This window comes from Paenibacillus sp. A3M_27_13 (assembly GCF_024213315.1).
Taxonomy (GTDB): domain Bacteria; phylum Bacillota; class Bacilli; order Paenibacillales; family Paenibacillaceae; genus Paenibacillus; species Paenibacillus polymyxa_B.
On record NZ_JANAVE010000008.1, the window covers coordinates 240,364 to 257,850 of the forward strand.

General features: G+C 43.9%; 17 protein-coding genes. 14 read left to right on the plus strand and 3 right to left on the minus strand.

The window, feature by feature from the left end; genetic code table 11:
• The first annotated feature begins 26 nt into the window (after nucleotides 1-26).
• A complete protein-coding gene (locus NLX82_RS22570) occupies nucleotides 27-1,334 on the plus strand; it encodes an MFS transporter (RefSeq protein WP_068938766.1) in 1,308 nt (435 codons plus the stop codon).
• A gap of 111 nt (nucleotides 1,335-1,445) precedes the next feature.
• On the opposite strand, the gene NLX82_RS22575 is transcribed toward NLX82_RS22570, so the two are convergent.
• The 3 genes from NLX82_RS22575 to NLX82_RS22585 are packed head-to-tail and all read right to left on the minus strand — an operon-like array spanning nucleotide 1,446 to nucleotide 4,025.
• Nucleotides 1,446-2,144, minus strand: a complete 699-nt coding sequence (locus tag NLX82_RS22575) for a DUF4097 family beta strand repeat-containing protein (RefSeq protein WP_068938765.1) — start codon at nucleotides 2,142-2,144, stop codon at nucleotides 1,446-1,448.
• Between the two features lie 37 nt (nucleotides 2,145-2,181).
• The gene (locus NLX82_RS22580; RefSeq protein ID WP_068938764.1) at nucleotides 2,182-3,117 is read right to left on the minus strand and encodes an ABC transporter permease; all 936 of its coding nucleotides are present in this window, start codon (nucleotides 3,115-3,117) and stop codon (nucleotides 2,182-2,184) included.
• The gene (locus NLX82_RS22585; RefSeq protein ID WP_068938763.1) at nucleotides 3,114-4,025 is read right to left on the minus strand and encodes an ABC transporter ATP-binding protein; all 912 of its coding nucleotides are present in this window, start codon (nucleotides 4,023-4,025) and stop codon (nucleotides 3,114-3,116) included. Before NLX82_RS22585 ends, NLX82_RS22580 begins: the two co-directional genes overlap by 4 nt.
• 148 nt (nucleotides 4,026-4,173) lie before the next feature.
• Between NLX82_RS22585 and NLX82_RS22590 the strand changes: the two genes are divergently transcribed.
• The 13 genes from NLX82_RS22590 to NLX82_RS22650 all read left to right on the plus strand — a co-directional run bounded on the left by NLX82_RS22590 (nucleotide 4,174) and on the right by NLX82_RS22650 (nucleotide 17,401).
• Nucleotides 4,174-5,958 carry a helix-turn-helix transcriptional regulator gene (locus tag NLX82_RS22590; protein WP_068938762.1) on the plus strand — a complete coding sequence of 595 codons (1,785 nt, stop codon included), beginning with the start codon at nucleotides 4,174-4,176 and terminating at the stop codon, nucleotides 5,956-5,958.
• 484 nt (nucleotides 5,959-6,442) lie between these two features.
• A complete protein-coding gene (locus tag NLX82_RS22595; RefSeq protein ID WP_023987192.1) occupies nucleotides 6,443-6,889 on the plus strand; it encodes a tellurite resistance TerB family protein in 447 nt (148 codons plus the stop codon).
• Nucleotides 6,890-6,917: 28 nt separating this feature from the next.
• Nucleotides 6,918-7,511, plus strand: a complete 594-nt coding sequence (locus tag NLX82_RS22600) for a TerD family protein (protein WP_013308969.1) — start codon at nucleotides 6,918-6,920, stop codon at nucleotides 7,509-7,511.
• Nucleotides 7,512-7,558: 47 nt separating this feature from the next.
• The gene (locus NLX82_RS22605; RefSeq protein WP_013308970.1) at nucleotides 7,559-8,134 is read left to right on the plus strand and encodes a TerD family protein; all 576 of its coding nucleotides are present in this window, start codon (nucleotides 7,559-7,561) and stop codon (nucleotides 8,132-8,134) included.
• 30 nt (nucleotides 8,135-8,164) lie between these two features.
• The gene (locus NLX82_RS22610; RefSeq protein ID WP_023987194.1) at nucleotides 8,165-8,746 is read left to right on the plus strand and encodes a TerD family protein; all 582 of its coding nucleotides are present in this window, start codon (nucleotides 8,165-8,167) and stop codon (nucleotides 8,744-8,746) included.
• A gap of 102 nt (nucleotides 8,747-8,848) precedes the next feature.
• Entirely contained in the window at nucleotides 8,849-10,117 is a 1,269-nt protein-coding gene (locus NLX82_RS22615; RefSeq protein WP_254349100.1) for a TerD family protein, read from the plus strand.
• A gap of 26 nt (nucleotides 10,118-10,143) precedes the next feature.
• A complete protein-coding gene (locus NLX82_RS22620; RefSeq protein ID WP_250243408.1) occupies nucleotides 10,144-10,878 on the plus strand; it encodes a TerC family protein in 735 nt (244 codons plus the stop codon).
• Nucleotides 10,879-11,045: 167 nt separating this feature from the next.
• Complete coding sequence (locus NLX82_RS22625) at nucleotides 11,046-12,233, plus strand: HpcH/HpaI aldolase/citrate lyase family protein (RefSeq protein WP_069080962.1); 1,188 nt, start codon at nucleotides 11,046-11,048, stop codon at nucleotides 12,231-12,233.
• A 52-nt stretch (nucleotides 12,234-12,285) separates the two neighbouring features.
• A complete protein-coding gene (locus NLX82_RS22630) occupies nucleotides 12,286-13,632 on the plus strand; it encodes a phosphoribosyltransferase family protein (protein WP_028542073.1) in 1,347 nt (448 codons plus the stop codon).
• A complete protein-coding gene (locus tag NLX82_RS22635; protein ID WP_023987199.1) occupies nucleotides 13,629-14,780 on the plus strand; it encodes a cysteine protease StiP family protein in 1,152 nt (383 codons plus the stop codon). The genes NLX82_RS22630 and NLX82_RS22635 overlap by 4 nt, the downstream gene beginning before the upstream one ends.
• Nucleotides 14,777-15,613 carry an HAD family hydrolase gene (locus NLX82_RS22640; protein WP_023987200.1) on the plus strand — a complete coding sequence of 279 codons (837 nt, stop codon included), beginning with the start codon at nucleotides 14,777-14,779 and terminating at the stop codon, nucleotides 15,611-15,613. Before NLX82_RS22635 ends, NLX82_RS22640 begins: the two co-directional genes overlap by 4 nt.
• Nucleotides 15,614-15,630: 17 nt before the next feature.
• Nucleotides 15,631-16,662: an ATP-grasp domain-containing protein gene (locus NLX82_RS22645; protein ID WP_069080959.1), complete on the plus strand. Its 1,032-nt coding sequence runs from the start codon at nucleotides 15,631-15,633 to the stop codon at nucleotides 16,660-16,662.
• 58 nt (nucleotides 16,663-16,720) lie between these two features.
• The gene (locus tag NLX82_RS22650; RefSeq protein WP_071639727.1) at nucleotides 16,721-17,401 is read left to right on the plus strand and encodes a hypothetical protein; all 681 of its coding nucleotides are present in this window, start codon (nucleotides 16,721-16,723) and stop codon (nucleotides 17,399-17,401) included.
• Nucleotides 17,402-17,487 lie beyond the last annotated feature (86 nt).

Here is a 17,487-nt window from a genome sequence, read left to right on the forward strand (position 1 = left end):
TTGTCCTAACTGAATAGGGGGATCTCATGAATCATCCAAAGGAATTCTCGTTTTATGCTCGCCGGAATCTATTTATTTTTTCTCTGACAAGGCTTATATCTGAGCTAGGAAGTTCGATTTTTAAGTTTGCTTTAAGTCTATATATTTTGGATATTACCGGTTCGGCCACTGTATTTTCAATGGTGTTAGGCTTGTCAATTCTGCCCGGAGTATTTGTCAATATTTTTGCAGGTGTAGTTATAGATCGGAGCGATAAGAAAAAAGTACTTGTCATAACTGAGATATTAAGCGGAATAGCGTTACTAAGCTTTTTACCTATTTTTTTGTTGGACTCAACCAATGTTATGTTACTTGCCGTGTTTTCCGTTATATTAAGTTTAATTCAATCATTTACTTTCCTAACGCTGAACGCTTCTATTCCTAACTTAGTGGAGAGAGAAAACGTTCATAGCGTAAACTCTTCTTATCAAAGCATAGGAGCAATCATAAATGTACTTGGCCCGATACTGGGTGCAATTACTTATCGAGCTTGGGGCTTGGAAACGATTGTGATGATTAACGGAATAACATTTATTTCAGCTGGATTAATGCAACTGTGGTTACAATTTAGGAAATCTGATGAACAAACAGTATCCTCGAGTTATTTAGAGAGTGTAAAAGATGTGTTTGCGTATATAAATAAGCAAAAGGCCATAATGTATTTACTTGTCATCTTTGTCGGTATCAATTTTATGCTCGCTCCGTTAATTCAAGTTGTACTGCCATATGTGACTTATCAGGAACTTCAACTTTCAGCTCAGCAACTATCTGTTATTCAAGGAGCCTGGTTTGTGGGAGTCATTGCGGGAGCCATTTTGGTTTCACGTCGGAAAGTCCATCAATTTGTTATTACAAAGATATTTATCTTGTTTCAGCTTCAAGCCATCTTGTTCCTAACGTGGTGTTTCCCATTACTGTTTCCCTCAACATCAGGAAGCTTGATACAGATAACGGTCATCTTCATTATGATTTTGGCAGTAACGGGCTTTTTTAATTCGATGAGCAATGTTCCCATGATATCTTATGTACAGCTGTATACTCCAGAGCATATCAGGGCCGGGGTGTTCGGTGTAATCAGTTCGCTGACTATGCTCGCAACTCCACTCGGTATAGGATTGTACGGAATATTATTGGATAGAATTGATTGGATATATCTTCCACTTGCTTCGGGAGTAGTTGCTCTGGTGATGGGTGTCATGGCTCATAAGAACAAATCACTACGTAACTTTTTCAGTCAAAATGCGGAACCAGTTCTAAGTAATGTAGGTGAAAAAGAACAAGTATCAGCATTATAAACAATGCCACTCCCTTTGAAACAAAATAATCCTGAACTACTGCTTATGTAATTGAAGGACCTGGATATAAATTGAAAGGCCAACTTAAGGTTGGCCTTTCTGGTCTTTCAGTTATTTTTTGCTTTGAGTCACTTTCCCTTTTACATCACCGATACTTACTTTTCCATTTCCGCTCTGAATAATAACAACATCTTTTGAAACTTGATCAATATCCAGAGAGCCGTCACCCAACTCAATATATGCAGTACCACCTATTTTATCTGCTTTAATATGTCCGTTTACATTTTCAATATTGACATCGGATGAGCTATTTTGAATTGTAATCCCTCCATCTCTGTTTGTTAAATCAATAGCTCCACCGATTTCTTTAAGGGTGATATTACCATTAACATTTTCAATGCTTACATCCGAGACTAAATTCGTTACTTGAATATCTCCATCTCTATGCGGATGTTTAATTTCTAATTTGATCTGTTCCGGAATGGTTAGCTTGACATCAACCGTTTGGGGACCTGTTGACATGAATTGGCCTTCGAAAAAGGCATTAAGTGAGGCTACCCCATCTTTTCCCTCCAGGCTTAATTTTAGCTTATCTATGTTGCTGCCATTAGCAACGACACTAGCTTGTATTTTATCTGTATTCTTTTTTCCGACAACTTCAATCTGCCCGTTGCTATTATCTAAAACTAAGCTGGAAATACCGGCAGATGATAATTCAAGTTCCTTGTTTAAAGATGTTGCTGGTTTGGATGAGCAGGCAGCAGTTAACAGTAACATTGAGATCATCACTAAAGTAGTAAGCCATTTCATTTCAATCACTCCGTTTCAAAATAGTAAGTGTATAGATTTAGATTACATCCCGTTTTGTAAAAATAGGATAGGAAACGAGATGCATAGCGGCAAGATGGAGTAGAAGGATGAAAAGTGAGAAACCCAGGGTCATCCCTTCCACTGGCGTCGTTCCAAAAAAATAAGGATTGAGATCTGTGCTGGAAAAAACAAAATATTTCGTCCAAGGCCATCCATTCATTGTGATACTCAAAACGAATCCTGCTATAGCTGTCAGCATGGAGAACACAATAGAAAATGTAACACTACGGAATGCTGCAGAAATCATAAATGCAAATGTCAACACGATAACCATAAAGGGTATATTAAATAAAAACCCTCCTAACAATGCTTGAATCATATCTGCCTGCTGAATGGTTTGATCCTTGACGAAAAAGTAGGGATCACCGATCCCCTTAAAGCCAAACATTAATCCACCGAAGAATATGGCAGCTAGAAAAGTAAGGAGAACCAAAAACATTCCAAATAGGAGAGTTGCAATGTATTTGGCAAAATAAATTTTTGAACGTGTAGCTGAACGTGTCAGTAGAAATTTGATCGTACCAGCCGAAAACTCAGAGGCTACAATATCTCCTGCCACGATAAGAGCTAAAAGAGAGATTCCTACAATTAAATTTCTGGATTGACTAACGGCAAAACTCCAAGCATTGGATTGAGGAGGGATATTATGGTCCAAGTAATACTGATTCACTAAAATTTTTTCTGCTGCCATTTTTTTTTCAATGGGTAGAGCGTCTGACTTGGCTGCATCTCGCGTTAGCTTAGAATTTTCATGCTGTAAGAGTGTTTTCCAGCCCTCATTATATTCAGTAGTACCAGAGCTTTTTAAATTGGCCATTTGGATTAATACATACAAAATAAGCAGTATGATGATAATCCAAGTACGTTTACGCTTATAAATCTTCATATTTTCATTGCGGATTAACTGAATCACTTTTCAATTCCCCCTGTGATTTCAATGAATTTCTCTTCTAGTGTTTGTTTTGTGATCTGAACGCTGTATATGTTCACCCCCGTATTCATGAGTTTTTTTGTTATATCCGGAATTTGATCCTTTGTAATGGCAACTTGTAGAGTTTGTTGATCTGCGATAATTTCTTTACCTGCCAGCAGAGACTGGAGTACCGGAAGAGCCAATTCGGGTCTGTCTACCTCAAATCGAACAGGAGCAAGCCGATTATCCATCATTTCAGCTACATTATGGATACCAATCAGTTTTCCCTTATTTAAAATGGCTACTTGATCACACATCAGTTCCATTTCAGCCATGAGATGGCTAGAAATAAGAACACCAACGCCTTCTTTTTGAGACAGATTGATTAAATGCTCCCGAAGCTCTCTTATTCCTGCTGGGTCTAGACCATTGGTAGGCTCGTCAAGCACAAGTAAGGAGGGTTTGTGGGCCAGTACAACGGCTAATCCAAGCCGCTGCTTCATTCCTAGAGAATAAGTTCCCACTTTCTTATCAATGCTGTCCTCAAGTCCAACTAATGAAATCACTTCCTGAATTCGTTCCGAAGAGACCCCCGGAGACATTCTTGAAAAATGAATCAGATTGTCATAGCCGGATAAATATTTGTACAGATCTGGATTTTCGACTATCACCCCTACATGTCTCATTGCTTGTTCAAAGGAGCGATCAATATCTTTACCATGGATAAATACTTGGCCTCCTGATTTTGAACTTAAACCCACGATCATCCGAATAGTCGTCGTCTTGCCCGCTCCATTCGGACCAACAAGTCCCATAATTTCTCCTGCCTTCACATCAAAGGTCAATCCTTCAACAATGATTCTCTTCCCGATCTTTTTACTTAAATTACGAATCTGTAATAGTGACAACAACGATTCCCTCCCCGCTAACAGTTTGACTTGTTTATAAAGTATCAGAAGCGCAGTCATACTCCCTAGTGACAAAATGTCATGACCTTGTTATGATGTGAAAAGATTGAAAAAATTACCTTAATTATAGAAGAATGGGGTACTTTACATGCTTGGATGCAATATGCGCTGGTCTTGGCAAGAATGGATTGTTGCTGTATTCCGAACCTTGTGGTTGATTTGCTTTGTTTTGCTATCGTATCAAGACCGCCCATCTTTCCCTTTCACTGTTGTATTTATCTCTGTTCTAGTTTGCTATTCATTACCTTTGTTCATTGCTCGAATTCATTATCACTGGTATTTGTTGGCTGAAGTATTTCTAGTTGGTGGAGTCTCTTTGCTATTTGCTCATCAATATGAGCTTGTGCGGCTATTTTTGCCTGCTGTTTTTACGATTTCATTTTATAGCCGTGGACGTTCACATGCGGTAACTTTTCCTCTCGTATTGCTGATGTTTTGTCTTGGAGGAAGAGGGGCATTTCATTGGACAATAGAGGACGTATTCCAAAACCTAGTGGATGCTTCTTTTGTATACGGCATTGGTTTCGGATTACAAATGGCATTTCGTTCTATAGATCGGATCAAACAAAAACTCGAATTAATAAAAAAGCAGTATCAAACACTTGAGCAGTATTCGACTCAGGTCGAACAAATGACACTATTGGAAGAAAGATATCGCATGTCTCGCGAGCTCCATGACTCAGTGGGTCATACGTTCACTTCCATTATCTTGGGGATGGAAACATTACGCCCATATATTTCTTCTGAAGAGGGAATTAAAAGATTGCAATCTGTTCTTCAACTTGGTCGAACAGGACTTGAAGATATCCGAAAGCAAGTTCACCAGATGGACCCTATGGAGGAAGATCCCTCTTTGGATCTATCCTTGCTCAATATAATTAATGAATTCAAAAAAAATACTGCAATTCGTGTTGTGTTCAGAACAATGGGGGAGCCGCTTCCTGTCACAAAGCAGTCAAAACTGACCTTGTACCGCTGTTTGCAAGAACTGTTGACTAATGCGAGCCGACATGGGCATGCAAATTCTATTCAGGTGCTTCTTCACTATGACCGTAATCAGATCATTTTGCAGGTACAGGATAATGGGGAAGGGAGTGACGAAATTAAGTTCGGGTTTGGGCTTTCGGGAATGAAAGAGCGGCTTTCGTCTCTTCAAGGCAAGCTATACCTTCATTCAAGAGAAGGTGAAGGAACGATCGTGACCTGTTCTATACCATTGCTTCAGGATACAGAGGTTAGTAATCCAGAAATCAAGGTATTATTGGTGGATGATCAATTACTAATTCGGGACAGTTTAGGCCTACTACTCAAAAACGAACCTGATTTTCGAATTCAAACGGCGGAAGACGGGAACGTTGCTATCGATCGGTGTGCCAGCGATACGCCTGATGTTATCCTAATGGATGTACATATGCCTGAGATGGACGGTATTACTGCGACGAAGTTAATTAAAGAAAGCTGGCCTAATATACGTGTAGTTATGATTACAACCTTCGATGACATTTCATACGCTATGAAATCACTTGCTTTGGGTGCCGAGGGTTATGTACTAAAATCAATTGACCCAAGAGAGTTGGCTAATACGATACGGCTTGTGCACCATGGAGGAACGATGATAACGCAAGAAGTAGCAAGTACACTGTTTCAGCAAATGACGGGAACGATGAAGAACCCTTATGGACTAACAGAGCGTGAGTTGGAAATTCTACAGTGTTTAACTGAAGGGCACCGTTATAAAGCAATTGCAGGTAAGGTTCATTTGTCTGAAGGAACCGTTCGAAACTACATTTCAACTATATACTCAAAAATGCAAGTACAGAGTCGTGATGAAGCAATTGAAAAAGCTAAAACTGAGTTGCTCACAGACTCTTAGTAAAAACAAGATATATAGACTACATGTGTTCTTGTTCAAAGAACATAAAAAGGATGTCCTGAGTCAAACAGGACTTTTCGGTTTAGGGATTAGAAGAGTAGCTATATATCATAGACCTGAATAGATTTAAATAGCGTCGTCCTGTACTTGGTCGACGCTATTTTTGTAGGCAGTTGATAACTAGCAGGTGTGTGCAGCAACCGGGCTAGTCAATCCGTAATGTAGAACAGAATTGTATTTTGCTACATACTCATATGATTCTACCATTCTACAGACTTGCAATTGGGGTACCAAATGATGGATGATAGAAGAGGGCCTTTTATGTAGAAAATAGGGCTAAAGATAGAGAGGATACCAATAATAAATAGATCGTATTTACCGTATTTTTGTATATTATTGTAGAAAAAGATCGTAATTCAGGTTATAGTAAAGGAAGAAATTAACTAGGATACCTTTACCCAAATACGTAATTGTGGAGGGAAACATGAGTACATTTAAAAATTGGTTGAATACAACTAAAAAAGGACTTGGAGACCAAGTTAAGAAGTTTAAGAATAAAGATTTTATGGAAGCTGTTGTTGCAGGCTGTGCGTTAGTAGCATTTGCTGACGGTACGATTAGTCCGGAAGAGAAAACAAAAATGGCCGGATACATAAATATCAGTGAAGAATTGAAAGTGTTTGATATGGGTGAGGTCATCAACCGTTTCAATCACTATGTAGCGAACTTTGAATTTTCACCTCAAATCGGTAAACAGGAAGCACTGAAGGCGATTGGTAAATTGAATGGCAAGCCTGAAGTAGGCCGACTCGTCGTTGGCGTATGTAGCGCTATTGGCGCAGCTGATGGTGACTTTGATACCAATGAGCAGCGAATTGTGGCTGAGATTTGCGGCGCGCTTGGTTTGAATCCGTCTGAATTTAGTCTGTAAATTTTACGGAAGGGAGGTGTGTTAATCAGTGGCTGTAATTAATCTGGTCAAGGGCCAGAAAATTGATTTGACCAAGGGAAACACAGGACTAACCAAGGTTATAGCAGGATTGGGATGGGACCCTGTACAGTCCAAAGGATTTTTTGGCTTCAAGAAGCAACCCAATATTGATTGTGACGCTTCTGCCATTTTGCTGGACGCCAACGGAAAACTGACTCAGTCAGATAACGTAGTGTGTTTCCACAATAAAAAAAGTCCATGTGGCTCTGTCGTGCATTCCGGTGATAATTTGACCGGACAAGGCGACGGTGATGATGAACAAATTGCGATTGACCTGGCACGTATTCCTGCCAATGTCGACAAAGTGCTTGTTGTTGTGAATATATATGATTGCGTAAACCGGAAACAGGACTTCGGCATGATCGAGAAAGCGTATATCCGTATTCTGGATGGTGCTAATTCCAAGGAACTGGTGACGTTTAATTTATCTGATAATTATGAAGGGCTGACCGCACTGGTCTGTGGAGAACTCTATCGTCATAACAACGAATGGAAGTTTGCTGCAATCGGTGAAGGAACCCATGCCGTACATATTGATGTGCTGGCTCAGCGTTATATGTAATTTTAGGTTGCTCATACAAAACTTAATGTGAAAAGGGGTTCTTACTCATGGCAATTAACTTATCCAAAGGTCAAAAAATCGATTTGACGAAAACAAATCCAGGTTTGTCTAAAATCACAGTTGGTCTCGGTTGGGACACAAACAAATACGATGGCGGAAAAGATTTTGATCTGGACGTATCCGTATTTTTGGCTAATGCGGAAGGTAAAGTAGAATCCGATAAGAACTTTGTATTTTTTAATAACCCACAAAATGAGAACGGCTCTGTCGTTCATACAGGGGATAACCGAACAGGTGATGGCGACGGAGATGACGAGCAAATTAAAATTGATCTGGGTAGCGTGCCAGCTAACGTTGAAAAGATCGCTTTTACGATTACAATCTATGAAGCACAAGAACGCAGCCAAAACTTTGGACAAGTGTCCCGTGCTTACGCTCGTATTGTAAACGAAGCAAACAATGAAGAATTGGTCCGCTTTGATCTGGGAGAAGATTTCTCGATCGAAACAGGCGTTGTTGTAGGCGAACTGTATCGTCATAGCGGTGAGTGGAAGTTCAATGCCATTGGCAGCGGCTACCAAGATGGTCTTGCAGGATTGACGCGCGATTACGGTTTGGCGTAAAAATCTATACAAAGAAAGCAGGTATGCGGAATGACCATTAGCCTTTCCAAAGGACAGCGTATTGATCTGACCAAAACGAATCCCGGCTTGACTCGTGTCGTCGTAGGTCTAGGATGGGATACGAATAAATATAGTGGTGGCGCGGACTTTGACCTGGATGCTTCGGCTTTCCTACTTTATGAGGATGGTAAAGCCAAAGCTGCGGATGATTTTGTATTTTACAACAACCCGACAGGCGGGGCAGGATCGGTTACTCATACGGGCGATAACCGCACAGGTGAGGGCGATGGGGATGACGAGCAAATCATCGTTGATTTCTCGAAGATTCCTGCGAACATCCACCGTATCGGGATCACGGTTACCATTTATGATTACGAGGCACGCGCGCAAAACTTTGGTCAAGTGTCCAATGCTTTTGTACGTGTGGTAGATGCGGCAACGGATCGTGAAGTGCTGCGCTACGATTTGGGAGAAGATTTCTCCACCGAAACGGCCGTCGTATTCTGTGAATTTTATCGTCAGAATGCGGACTGGAAATTCCAGGCTATCGGTAGTGGCTTTGCTGGTGGATTGGGTGCGCTTGCTAAAAACTATGGCTTGGACGCTCAATAATATCCACTTGGGGTGGTGTCCATAGGGCGCTACCCTTTCTTTTTAATCTATTACATTAGCGTACGCTGACACATGACAAACCGACAGAAAGGTGACACAATCATGGCTGTTATCGTAGTAAAGGGACAGAAGGCGGATTTGACGAAAACAAATCCCGGCCTGACCCATGTCAACGTAGGGATTGGCTGGGAGTCCCCAGCGTCTCTGGAGCTGGATACTTCAGCATTTTTGCTGGGTCCTGGAGGAAAAGTATCGGGCGATGAGGACTTAATTTTTTATAACAATCCGACCACGCCCTTTATCACCTATTCAGACGGACAACAGTCCGGTGACAAAAAGCAGTTTGCCCTTGATCTGACGCGAATTCCTGCAAACATCGAGAAGATTGCGTTTACGCTGACGATTTATGATGCGGATCAGAAACGGCAAAATTTTGGACAGGTTCAAGGTGGGTTCATTCGTTTTGCTCATCCGGTTAGCGGAGAGGTTTTGCGGTTTAATTTGGACAGTGGATTTACAGTGGAAACGGCGATTGTCATTGGTGAACTGTATCGTCATAACGGGGAATGGAAATTCAGCGCGATTGGCGCAGGTTTTTCCGGTGGATTGGATGCGTTGTGCGTTAATTTTGGGATTGAAGTGGAAAACAATCCGGCTCCTTCCACGCCAGTGCCTACACCTCCGTCTCCAGCGCCTCGACCAGCACCAACACCGCCACCAGTACCACCTGCTCCGAAGCCAGAGCCATCTGCAACACCGGTGAATCTGAATCTGCGGAAAATTGAGCTGAAGAAGAAGGGCGACACCATCAACCTGAAAAAAGGCTCAGGCGGATTGGGTGAAATCCTGATCAATCTAAACTGGAATCAGGTGCAGCAAAGCAAAGGCTTTTTCAATCGTGGTTCCAAGGGTGTCGATCTGGATCTGGGCTGCTTGTATGAGATGAAGAACGGAGATAAAGGCGTTGTGCAGGCGCTCGGGGAAGTTTTCGGTTCTCTAAATCGCTTCCCGTACATTGCTCTTGATGGCGACGACCGTACAGGCTCTGTGAAAACAGGGGAAAATCTTCGCATTAATGGTGCTAAAATTTCTGAAATTAAGCGAATTTTGGTGTTCACCTTCATCTATGAAGGAGTCACGAACTGGTCACAAGCAGACGGGGTAGTCACGCTGTACCAGAAGGATGGGCCGGACATTATCGTTCACATGAATGAACATGACAATCGCAAAGGGATGTGTGCGATTGCCATGATCCAAAATGTAAACGATGAAACGTTCAGCATTGAAAGACTCGTGCAGTTCTATGGCGGTCATCGTGAGTTGGATCGGGCCTATAACTGGGGCATGCGCTGGTCGCAGGGTAGCAAATAAATTGAATTATCGGAGGCACTCTTTTCATGTTGAATGATTTGTTTAAAAATATCAGCGAAAACTACGGCCATTTCTTTTCATGGAGTGATGTTGTAGGTACGCTTACTGATCCAGTGAGTTGGGGGATTATAGGAACTCTCATTTTGCTGGAAGGACTTTTATCGGCGGATAACGCCTTGGTTCTCGCAGTTATGGTTAAACACTTACCCAAGGAACAACAGAAGAGAGCCTTATTTTACGGGATTTTGGGTGCGTATATATTCAGGTTCCTGGCTATCGGCTTGGGTACATTCCTGATTAAATTCACACTGATTAAGGTACTGGGTGCGGCTTATCTGCTCTATATTGCTTACAAGGGCTTATTCAAGTCCGAAGGTGATGGAGAAGTGAAAAACAAACCTACTTCTTTTTGGAAAACCGTATTAATGGTCGAACTGATGGATATTGCCTTCAGTATTGACAGCGTCATTGCCGCTTTCGGTGTGAGCGAGAAAGTATGGGTTCTGTTCCTGGGTGGTATTCTCGGCGTTCTGATGATGCGTGGTGTTGCTCAAGTGTTCCTCAAGCTCATTGATAAATTTCCGGAACTGGAACAGACAGCCTTTATTATGATCGCCATTATCGGGGGTAAAATGCTGGCTGCTGCTTTTGGCTTTCATATGTCGCAGGTTTTATTCTTCGGCATTTTGATTGCTGTCTTTGTAGGCACAATGGTTATCAGCTCGGCGAAAAGAAAGAAAAAGGCCGACAAAGAGGCTTAATGTACAAAGTATAGCGAAATCCCTCCTGAAACTAAGGGGGGATTTCTTTTATACCCGAAGCACAGGGCTTCAGTCAGGCAAGAAAGAGCAAGAGGAGGGGAAGGGCCCTGAAATATTTTAATGATTTAACCTCTGAGGAAGTAGAAGCGATCTTTTATACTCCACCGTTGGAGTTTCATAACCGTTCTCCCAAAAGTATATTGGCTTATGCAATAGGAGCAGCTTTGTATATGCCTGCTACCCGCTCGGAGGTAGCGGAAGAGATCAAAAATGGAAAACATGAAGGACTAACAACGGTCATTTTGGATTTGGAGGATGCTATAGGGGATCACCAAGTCGGACAGGCGGAACAATCACTGGCACAGCAGCTGCTTCAACTATTATCCTATGTACGGACGGGGATGATGAGTGAACAGCAATTACCTTTGTTATTTGTGCGTGTGCGCTCTGTGGAGCAGTTGGAACGACTGCTGAACGGTTTGGGAGAATCTTTGTCGCTGCTCACGGGCTTTGTCTTACCCAAGTTCTCTTCTGATAATGGACGGGCGTATTTTGCACTCATTTCCGAATATAACCGGAATATGCATACAGGGGCAGGAAACGAAAGCAACATGCCTGTGCTGTACGGATTACCGATCCTTGAAAGCTCTAAAATTATTTATCGGGAAACCCGCTGGAAAGAGCTGTTGTCGATTAAAGAGATTTTAGACGAGTACCAGGAATATGTGCTCAATGTACGAATTGGGGCAACCGATTTCTCCAGTCTGTATGGCTTGAGACGCAGCCCGGATATTACGATTTATGAAATTGCCGTCATTCGGGATTGCATCGCAGATATTATTAACTTGTTTGGACGCGTGGGCTCAAATTATGTCATTTCCGGTCCTGTATGGGAATATTTCTCTCACCGAGAACGTGTCTTTAAACCTCAATTAAGAGTGTCTCCTTTCGAAGATGCACTTGGAAAGCCGGGAAGACACTTGCGGATGGACTTCATCTCAGATGCCGTAGACGGACTGATTCGAGAAGTCATGATGGACAAAGAGAATGGGATTATCGGCAAAACAATTATTCATCCCTCCCATATTAAACCGGTACAGGCCATGTATGCGGTGACACATGAAGAGTATATGGATGCACTTGAAATCGTTGAGCGTAACGACGGTAGTCTGGGTGTATTCAAAAGTACCTATGCCAACAAAATGAATGAAATTAAGCCGCATTTGAATTGGGCTCATCGTATTATCAATAGATCAAAAGTATACGGGGTGTTACATGAACAACAACATTTTGTCAGTCTCTTACCCAACCACGAAAACACATCTGCTGCCAATCCTGGAGCAGTTCAGCGTTAAAATTACGGAGACGCATAATCCATTCCGCCTTCCTGTGGACAAGCTGTTTGCGATGGCGGCACGGGTCAATAAAAAGCGTTCGTTTTTGTTTGTCAGCAAGGTGCTGGGTAAGCATATTCCGGTAAACCCATACACTTCTCTGCTCAGTGGTGCGGCGCTGGCGATTCTACTATATAAGGAGCTTGTCCCGCAGGCAGGACAACAAATGGATGAACTGATTGGAGAGGCCGTGAGAGGACTTCTTGACCCGGACTATGCGAAAGAGGCCTACCGAAAGCTGATGGATGAACGTTTAGCTTTTGCTTTTACGGAGCCGATCAAGTTTGTTGGTTTTGCCGAGACGGCTACAGCACTGGGACACAGCATGTATCGGTTGTTTGACGACGGAGCCTCGTATATTCATACGACGCGCGAGGATATTCCGGGCCTTCGGCCTATTATTCGGTTTGAAGAAGAGCATTCGCACGCTGTTGACCATCGTTGCTATGCACTGGATGAAGATGCTTTTGCGGGAGATGGCCCGATTGTGCTGGTAGATGATGAAATTACGACGGGAAAAACAACGCTTAATATCATACGGGATATTCAGGAGCATTTTCCGCGTAAGCAGTATGTGATTGCTTCATTATTGGATTGGCGGACAGACAGCGATGAGCAGGCTTTCACTGATCTGGAGGCAGAGCTAGGCATTACGATTACGCCTTTAAGCTTGCTCAAAGGAAAGATTGAGGTACAGGGAGTACCCATACTGGATCACGCAGAATATGCTGCACAGGTTGGGCACCCAGAACATGCAGCCACTAGCATGGCAGAGGTTAATAAAGACGCTTCTGGGATAATTGACCACCGTTTTGAAAAGGATACTTCCGGTTTTGAGCGGGTAGTACACAGTTCCATGTCAACGGACGGATACGCCAATACAGCTCCTTATCTAAAATATACAGGCCGTTTTGGTCTACAATCCGCTGACAATTCAGCGTTGGATGCAGAAATCACGCGTACAGCTGAACGACTGAACCAACTTCGTTCTGGGCAACGCACGCTGGTTATGGGCACAGGCGAATTCATGTACATTCCAATGCGGATTGCAGCAGAGTTAGGTCTGAATGTGTATTTTCAATCGACGACACGCAGCCCGGTGTATCCCCACCGCGAAGAAGGGTATGGAGTCGCTTGTGGTGTGACATATCCATCACCTGAGGACAGTACGATACGCAATTTTATTTATAATGTAGACCCCGGTCAGTATGACGAAATATTCGTTTTGATGGAAAGGGAGTCGGACCCAGAGCGGATGAACCCCATGCTGGAGGCTTTGACCCGTCTGGGCTGCGATAAAGTGCATGTCGTTTATTTTAACGGTTTAACTAGTCAGGAGAGTAAAGGAGCGCGGATATGAAGCAAGCACTCATGGAGCAAATACAGCAGAAGAACATTCATCCGCCCGAACCGCTGGGCAGTTATCCTGCCTCGGATGTCACTTTTTTATTGAAGGATTTGAGCCGGGTTACGTTGGAAAAAGGGACGGAGGATCGTGAAGAGGCGATTCAGTCGGGAGTCCATTATTCAGAAATGCTGCCAGTGGAATACGAGCCCACAGCAGAGTATATTGCACTGTTTCACGAAACGCTTGCCCAATCTGCCAAAAAGGTTGCATTAGCGGCAGCTTCTGTGGCTGAGATGATTGTGAGAAAAAGAGGCCTGAACACGGCGATTGTTTCTCTTGCCAGAGCAGGGACGCCCATTGGTATCCTGATCAAGCGTTATATTGACTGGAAGTATGGCGTATCCTTGCCGCATTACAGCATTTCTATTATTCGTGGCAAAGGCATTGACCGGAATGCGATTTTATACATTTTACAGCAGCATGGACTGGAGATTGAACTTCAGTTTGTCGATGGCTGGACGGGGAAAGGGGCGATTCGCCAGGTATTGATTGAGGCCTGTCGTGAGATGAACGCGGATTACGGGTTGCGCCTAAATGATGATCTGGCGGTGCTGGCCGATCCGGGCAGATGTTCGGAAACCTTTGGTACACGAGAAGATTATTTGATTCCAAGTGCTTGTCTGAATTCGACTGTATCAGGTTTGATGAGTCGGACGGTATTACGCGACGATCTCATAGGCCCTGACGATTTCCATGGAGCCAAATTTTATGAATCCTGGCGGTCAGTGGATCAGTCCAATACGTTTGTGGATACGGTATCCGGGTACTTTCAAGACGTGGCTGAAACGGCCGTTGCATACGCTGAACAAATGACATTGAATCCGCCTGCGGTGACATGGCAGGGCTTACGGGATATTGAGGCGATTCAGCAGGCATTTGGTATTCGGGATATCAATTTGGTCAAGCCCGGAGTGGGGGAGACGACTCGTGTACTGCTGCGCAGAGTGCCGTGGAAAATTCTGATTGACCGCGAAGATAATCCGAATCTTCAGCATATTATGCTGCTGGCAAAGGATCGTGGAGTGCCTGTAGAGGTATTTGAAGGATTGACTTATTCCTGCTGCGGAATTATCAAGCCGCTCAAGGGGGGACAAGAATGATCTACGCAAGTGATCTGGATCAGACACTGATTTACTCCAAACGTTCGCTTGGCGTACCGCTGGAATCCCCTGGTCTGTTGCCTGCGGAACAGATAGACGGGGCGACGTCGGCTTTTATTTCTGAACAAGCCCTGCAATTGCTAAAGACACTGCCTGAAGATGTGATGTTTATGCCCGTGACGACTCGGACGATAGAACAGTATAGACGAATCACTGTGTTTCAGACGGAGTTGGTTCCCGCATATGCCGTGACGAGTAATGGTGGAAACATCATCGTCGGAGGCGAGGTGGATCGAGAGTGGAATCGGCGTATTCATGAACAAGTACGCCGTGATGGTGCTCATGCGGAAGAAGCTCGTCAGGTGTTCGGACAGGTGCTGGATGAAGACTGGGTCGTAAACGAACGCTTTTGCGACGAGTTATTCTATGCTTTCATGATTGAACGGGATCGTATGCCGCTGGAACAGGTGCTGGAGAAGGCGCGAATCATGCGTGAAATGGGCTGGGAGGTATCCATTCAAGGTCGTAAGATATATCTGGTGCCTGCGGCGGTGAATAAACAGGCAGCCGTGGAGCATATCCGTAATCTCACGAATGGAGGGGCTGTAGTTGCGTCCGGTGACTCTTTGCTGGACCGATGTCTGCTGGACTATGCCGATTATGCGATTGCTCCCCGTCATGGTGAATTGTATCGGGAACAGCTGCGGGATAAGCTGGAGGTCAATTACCGTTTTACAGAAGTGTCGGGGGTGTATGCAGCGGACGAAATCATGGCGTATGTTCATGCAATACACCGGAGTGTATTCGCAGCTCAAACTTCATTTTCAGAATAGATAGGGGACGTGGCTCTGTGAAGAAGGTTAAGGTGTATTTTAACCGCTGGTTTTCAGTGGCGTATCATTATATGAATGCTATTCGTAACAATGAGGACGGTATTCCGTTCGAGATCTATGCGACACACTCAGATCCGCAGCACATGGCGCTACAGGCCAGTGATGTGGCTGAAGTAGAGCCTCGCACCAGTGGTGTGGAGTACGCACAATTTTGCGCTGATTTTTGCAAGCGGCACGGAATTGATGTCTTTATCCCACGGTGGAATATGCTCGATATTAGCAAGCATCTTTATTTGTTCGATGATATTGGGACAAAAGTGATGGTATGCCAAGATACCGAACTGCTGGAGCAACTGATGGAAAAGGATTTGTTTTATGAATCCATTCGTCAAAAGGACATTGTCACGATTCCCGATTATGCCATTGCCAGCAATGCCGAGCAATTTAAACAGGCATATGAGTCGTTAATAGCACTTGGACATAAGGTATGCTTCAAGCCATGTAATGCAGAAGGCGGAATGGGCTTTCGTATCATCGACAATGAACGTAATCCGCTGGAGGAACTGTTCGGCCATGCGCTGAATCATATTTCGTTCGAGGAAGCACACCGCGTATTGTCATCCACAGAATCATTTCCCAATCTGATGGTGATGGAGCTGCTGGAGGGATACGAATACAGTATTGACTGCCTGGCTGACCGGAACGGAAAGCTGCTAGCGGCGGTTCCGCGTAGGAAGGCAGGAGGACGATTACGGCTGCTGGAGCAGCATCCCCAGCTGTTGGAGGTGGCACAGAAGGTCGCTGAGGCGTATCACATTCCGTACAATTATAACATTCAGGTAAAATATAACGGCGAGCATGCCAAGCTGCTAGAGATCAATCCGCGGATGTCCGGAGGACTTCATGTATCATGTTTGTCTGGTATCAATTTTCCTTATCTAGCGGTGAAATCGGCTTTGGGTCATGAGATCGGTTCACTTCATCCGCAATACGACATTTTAGCCAGTCATATCGAGCAGCCAATCACCATACGTAAATCCGTACATTGACACACACAAATATTGTTTTCTACAATATGGTAAGGGTTTACGTCAGGAGGTACAAGCTATGACGTCAAAAATGTGGGGTGCCACGATTGCTGTGGTTAGCTACCTGATTGCGCTTTTACTAAGTTTTTGGTTGCCACTGTTTGTGTGTTTGGCGATTCCGATCATTGGTTTGGGAGGATACAGCGCCATCATGGCTATTCGCCATCCTCGCCCCAATCTGACCGGTTCCGTGATTCCGGTGGTGCAGGAGCAGGTCGCTGAGACACATCAGCATGAAAAGGAAGCTGCCGTTCGACCGGAGTCTATGACAGGACAAGTACGTCAACCAGTTCAGGTGAGCAGTGAATTTGCTCAGGTGATGGAGTATTTGGAGGTACTGGAGGATATGGTGATCTCCGAGGGACAGAAGGATGCGCTTGATAACGAGATCGTCGAGAAGGCGCTGGCTCTATTTGCACGTTTGCAGCGGGTCATTCCACTTTTGCATGAACTGAACAACAGCGAAGTGAATCATACGGTTCGGAGATTGATTTTGAAGGATTTGAACGGACTCATTAATCCATTTCTTCGGCTCAGCGGCGATGCGAAGCGGACCAACCGGAGGACATTATTAAACGGATTACGGGATGTGGACAGCAAAATATCTGTAATTGTATCTACGGTGGAGCATAAGGATCTGTTGGAATTACAGAGCAAAGCGGAGCTTATTCACCAGCGATATAGCAGTTCCGAATTGTAGGCGATTTTTTGAGAAAATAAAAAAGTAGCAGTATAGCTGCTCTGAATAACAACGATTAGACTTGGGTAACAGTTGTTTTCAGAATA

Bases quoted from the DNA above. Each gene is read 5' to 3' on its own strand.
- NLX82_RS22595 (WP_023987192.1), top strand. From the start codon at position 6,443: ATGAGTACATTTAAAAATTGGTTGAATACAACTAAAAAAGGACTTGGA.
- NLX82_RS22615 (WP_254349100.1), top strand. From the start codon at position 8,849: ATGGCTGTTATCGTAGTAAAGGGACAGAAGGCGGATTTGACGAAAACA.
- NLX82_RS22605 (WP_013308970.1), top strand. From the start codon at position 7,559: ATGGCAATTAACTTATCCAAAGGTCAAAAAATCGATTTGACGAAAACA.
- NLX82_RS22575 (WP_068938765.1), bottom strand. From the start codon at position 2,144: ATGAAATGGCTTACTACTTTAGTGATGATCTCAATGTTACTGTTAACT.
- NLX82_RS22650 (WP_071639727.1), top strand. From the start codon at position 16,721: ATGACGTCAAAAATGTGGGGTGCCACGATTGCTGTGGTTAGCTACCTG.
- NLX82_RS22640 (WP_023987200.1), top strand. From the start codon at position 14,777: ATGATCTACGCAAGTGATCTGGATCAGACACTGATTTACTCCAAACGT.
- NLX82_RS22635 (WP_023987199.1), top strand. From the start codon at position 13,629: ATGAAGCAAGCACTCATGGAGCAAATACAGCAGAAGAACATTCATCCG.
- NLX82_RS22570 (WP_068938766.1), top strand. From the start codon at position 27: ATGAATCATCCAAAGGAATTCTCGTTTTATGCTCGCCGGAATCTATTT.
- NLX82_RS22590 (WP_068938762.1), top strand. From the start codon at position 4,174: ATGCTTGGATGCAATATGCGCTGGTCTTGGCAAGAATGGATTGTTGCT.
- NLX82_RS22610 (WP_023987194.1), top strand. From the start codon at position 8,165: ATGACCATTAGCCTTTCCAAAGGACAGCGTATTGATCTGACCAAAACG.
- NLX82_RS22620 (WP_250243408.1), top strand. From the start codon at position 10,144: ATGTTGAATGATTTGTTTAAAAATATCAGCGAAAACTACGGCCATTTC.
- NLX82_RS22630 (WP_028542073.1), top strand. From the start codon at position 12,286: ATGGCGGCACGGGTCAATAAAAAGCGTTCGTTTTTGTTTGTCAGCAAG.